Below are 2,795 nucleotides of genomic sequence, written 5' to 3'. Positions count from 1 at the left end.
TTTTTTCAACTCAGCTTTGCTGGGTCGTTTCTTATTGCTTAGTCTAAACTCCAGATCACTAACAAGAAGCCCAAAGGTAAGCCTAATACTATTGCAACCAGAGTAGATATACTTACCATGTAAAAAGTTTCACTAGTGCCTTGCAACAAGCTTTGTAGTAATTCTTGTCCTTGCATTAATACACCTCTCAAAGTTGGAGACAGGACGGAATACCAATTCGTAATGATGCTCGTTGACTCGCTAGCGCTACACTAAGGTAATTCGTAATTAAGAAAGTCAAATTTTGAATGTGTTGCCCGATTTTAGAGAATTGGTATTAGCTAGGTTGCAGAACTTAGACTCGAAGTCCAGCCTGTTTCAGTAGTGGTAGAACGCGCTTACCAAAGAAATCAAGATCAGGCTCAAAATCGTAGAAGGCAAGCTGGAAGCCATCGACACCAGCTTTATTCAGTTGCAAAAGTTGCTCGGTAATTTGTTCGGGTGAACCGATTAGCTGCACATTACCGCCGATCGCACTGCCAACGCCATGACGCAGATTTCCCTTTTGATGCCCCCTCCAGGCGTGTGCATCGCTGCTAACGCCTGAACGTCCAGCAATTGACTGATAATCGGCATGGTCGATTATCGCCTGAGCATATTCTTCCGCCTCTTTTTCAGTTTCACGCACGACAATAAGCGGATTTAGAAGAGTGCGGACTTCTCTACCATTAGCGATCGCTGATTGTTTAACACGGGCTGTATGGGCGGGTAACGACGAAAAGGCGCTTTCTATGTCACCACCAGCCGGACTGGTGATAAATACGATATCAGAATGGCGACCCGCAAACTCAATGCCAGCATCCGAACCGGTGGCATTAACTAGGAGTACGCGGGAGGTTACAAGAACTCCAACCACCGTGATGAATTGGTAAGAATAGCCCTAACAGTACTGGCTGCCGGAGAGCTTGGGATAATGGGCTTTGAGGATAGTCTATTGGAGAGGCGATCGCCTCTTTACTTGCTCTCAAAAAAGTAGCATCAATTGTACTCATTGTTCCTCTCAACGGTTTCGGTTGGCTGCCAGATCCCCGACTTCTGATAAATACTCATAAAGTGCTTTCCCGGATGTTAGAAGTCAGGGATCTGAACAAAATTAGAAGAATCCTCGTTGCGGCAATGGTGTACCGTTGATCTCGTAGTCGCCGATCGCACGAGCCTTAAAATGATTTGGGTTGTGTGAGGATAAGGTACGGACGTTGCGCCAATGACGATCAAAGTTGGAGCTTTTCTTTGTTGTGGAAGCCCCACCAACTTCAAACAATAAGGTGGCCGAACCTAGAGCCAAATCATCGACAATCAATTTGGCTTTGGATGCACTCAGAGAAGTTGCCAGTGCCGCAGCCGTCTCTGCCTCTTCACCCTGAACTGAGGCAGCAGGGAGGCGATCGAGACCATCAGCTGCCGCTAAGACGATCGCTTCGGCGGCAAAGGCGTTGGCAGCAATCTGCCCGACAGTCTGTTGCAAGATTGGGTCTTCTGAGGCTTGCTCGGATACAGCATGGTAGAAAGTCCGGGGTCTGTTAAGGATGAGGGCTGTCGCATCACGCAGAACACTGCGAATAATACCTGCGTTGATGGCAGTTAGGAATAATTGCGGGACGATATTATAGGGGAGGTCATCTTTGTCTGTGTCTGTCTCAAAAATTACTTCTTCAGCCTCTACACGGACATTGGTGAAGGTAGTCGTTCCCGTACCTGTCAGTCTTTGTCCGAAGCCGTCCCAGTCGTCCACTAGTTCAAGACCCTCGCGGTTAGTAGGAATGAATATATACGCTGTAGAGCCATCTGGTGCTAACACACGCACAAAAATCAAGTCTGCGTAAAGGCTGCCAGTGCTGTAATATTTCGTTCCATTCAGACGATAGCCGTCGCCATCAGGTGTTAATTTTGTATTCACGACTTGGCGACCACCTGATCGTTTGGCTTCTAGTTCGGTCGAAGCGAGTCCAATAATCGCGCCATCGACGACTGCCTTGAGCCAGCGACGATTCCTTTGGGTGCGCTCAGAACGCAAAATTCGCTCTGTTACAGAGAAATGATTCCGTACAATGTGAGCGACATTTGGATCAGCATCCCCCAGCCGAATCACGACCTCGAATAGTTCGCGTGCAGTGCTACCACCACCACCTTCGGCAACGGGGATTCGCAATGCACCTAATCTAGAACGCCGGATCAATTCAACCACATTATAAGGAAGGATGCGATCGCGATCGCGCTCACTTGCTCCCAGAGCAATGAAATCAAACAGAGTTTGCAACTCCGGCGAGTTAGCTGTGACAGGAGCCGAGAATTGGATTGTCCTATCTGCAAATTTCTCTGGACTCTTAATCATGGTTGTTGTCTCCAAATTTCCTAATTTCGAGGAAAATCTATGTTAGCGAGTAGTCGGGTGATCTCTGTCGAGAAGCAGCTAGCCTTTCCTTTAGGATGCTGCACTTCACGGTAAGACAACCTTGGCATGACAAAGTTGACGAATACTTGCAGTCCTGAAGCGATTATTTCTGGTAACACATTTAACCGATCGAGCTTTAAAAATATCAGAGCTGCTGAGCCTGACTACTAAAAAAAACTACTAAAAGTCAATCAACTTATCGTAGATTTATCAAATTTTTCATCAGTTGTCAATATTATTGCTTAGACAAGGTATCGCGTACAGCCACTGGAATATCATCACCAAGGTCATTGGATGAGTTTTGCGGTCTTCCAGAAAACCCAGCCTTATTCAAGGGTAAACTCCTGTTTTTGTGGGATAGCCA

The 2,795-nt window shown here is 46.8% G+C and carries 4 protein-coding genes and 1 pseudogene; all 5 read right to left on the bottom strand.

Annotation, left to right across the window (positions count from 1 at the left end):
• Nucleotides 1–38: 38 nt before the first annotated feature.
• Nucleotides 39–176 carry a hypothetical protein gene (locus HWQ38_RS01170; RefSeq protein WP_292789365.1) on the bottom strand — a complete coding sequence of 46 codons (138 nt, stop codon included), beginning with the start codon at nucleotides 174–176 and terminating at the stop codon, nucleotides 39–41.
• Nucleotides 177–334: 158 nt separating this feature from the next.
• Nucleotides 335–895 (bottom strand): LLM class flavin-dependent oxidoreductase, encoded by a 561-nt coding sequence (locus HWQ38_RS01165; RefSeq protein WP_292789362.1) that lies wholly within the window; start codon nucleotides 893–895, stop codon nucleotides 335–337.
• Entirely contained in the window at nucleotides 855–1,031 is a 177-nt protein-coding gene (locus HWQ38_RS01160; protein WP_292789359.1) for a hypothetical protein, read from the bottom strand. Before HWQ38_RS01160 ends, HWQ38_RS01165 begins: the two co-directional genes overlap by 41 nt.
• A 101-nt stretch (nucleotides 1,032–1,132) precedes the next feature.
• Nucleotides 1,133–2,371, bottom strand: coding sequence for an acyl-CoA dehydrogenase family protein (locus HWQ38_RS01155; protein WP_292789357.1), 1,239 nt, complete (start codon nucleotides 2,369–2,371; stop codon nucleotides 1,133–1,135).
• A gap of 310 nt (nucleotides 2,372–2,681) precedes the next feature.
• A pseudogene (locus HWQ38_RS01150) lies at nucleotides 2,682–2,765 on the bottom strand (D-alanyl-D-alanine carboxypeptidase); the annotation flags it as partial.
• Nucleotides 2,766–2,795 lie beyond the last annotated feature (30 nt).

The organism is Nostoc sp. NMS7, assembly GCF_017115085.1.
Classification (GTDB): domain Bacteria; phylum Cyanobacteriota; class Cyanobacteriia; order Cyanobacteriales; family Nostocaceae; genus Nostoc.
The sequence above is the reverse complement of the archived record's forward strand: the minus strand, read 5'-3'. Positions and strand labels throughout refer to the sequence as shown.

Coding starts and splice junctions, on each gene's coding strand:
- HWQ38_RS01170 (WP_292789365.1), bottom strand. CDS start 176: ATGCAAGGACAAGAATTACTACAAAGCTTGTTGCAAGGCACTAGTGAA.
- HWQ38_RS01160 (WP_292789359.1), bottom strand. CDS start 1,031: ATGAGTACAATTGATGCTACTTTTTTGAGAGCAAGTAAAGAGGCGATC.
- HWQ38_RS01155 (WP_292789357.1), bottom strand. CDS start 2,371: ATGATTAAGAGTCCAGAGAAATTTGCAGATAGGACAATCCAATTCTCG.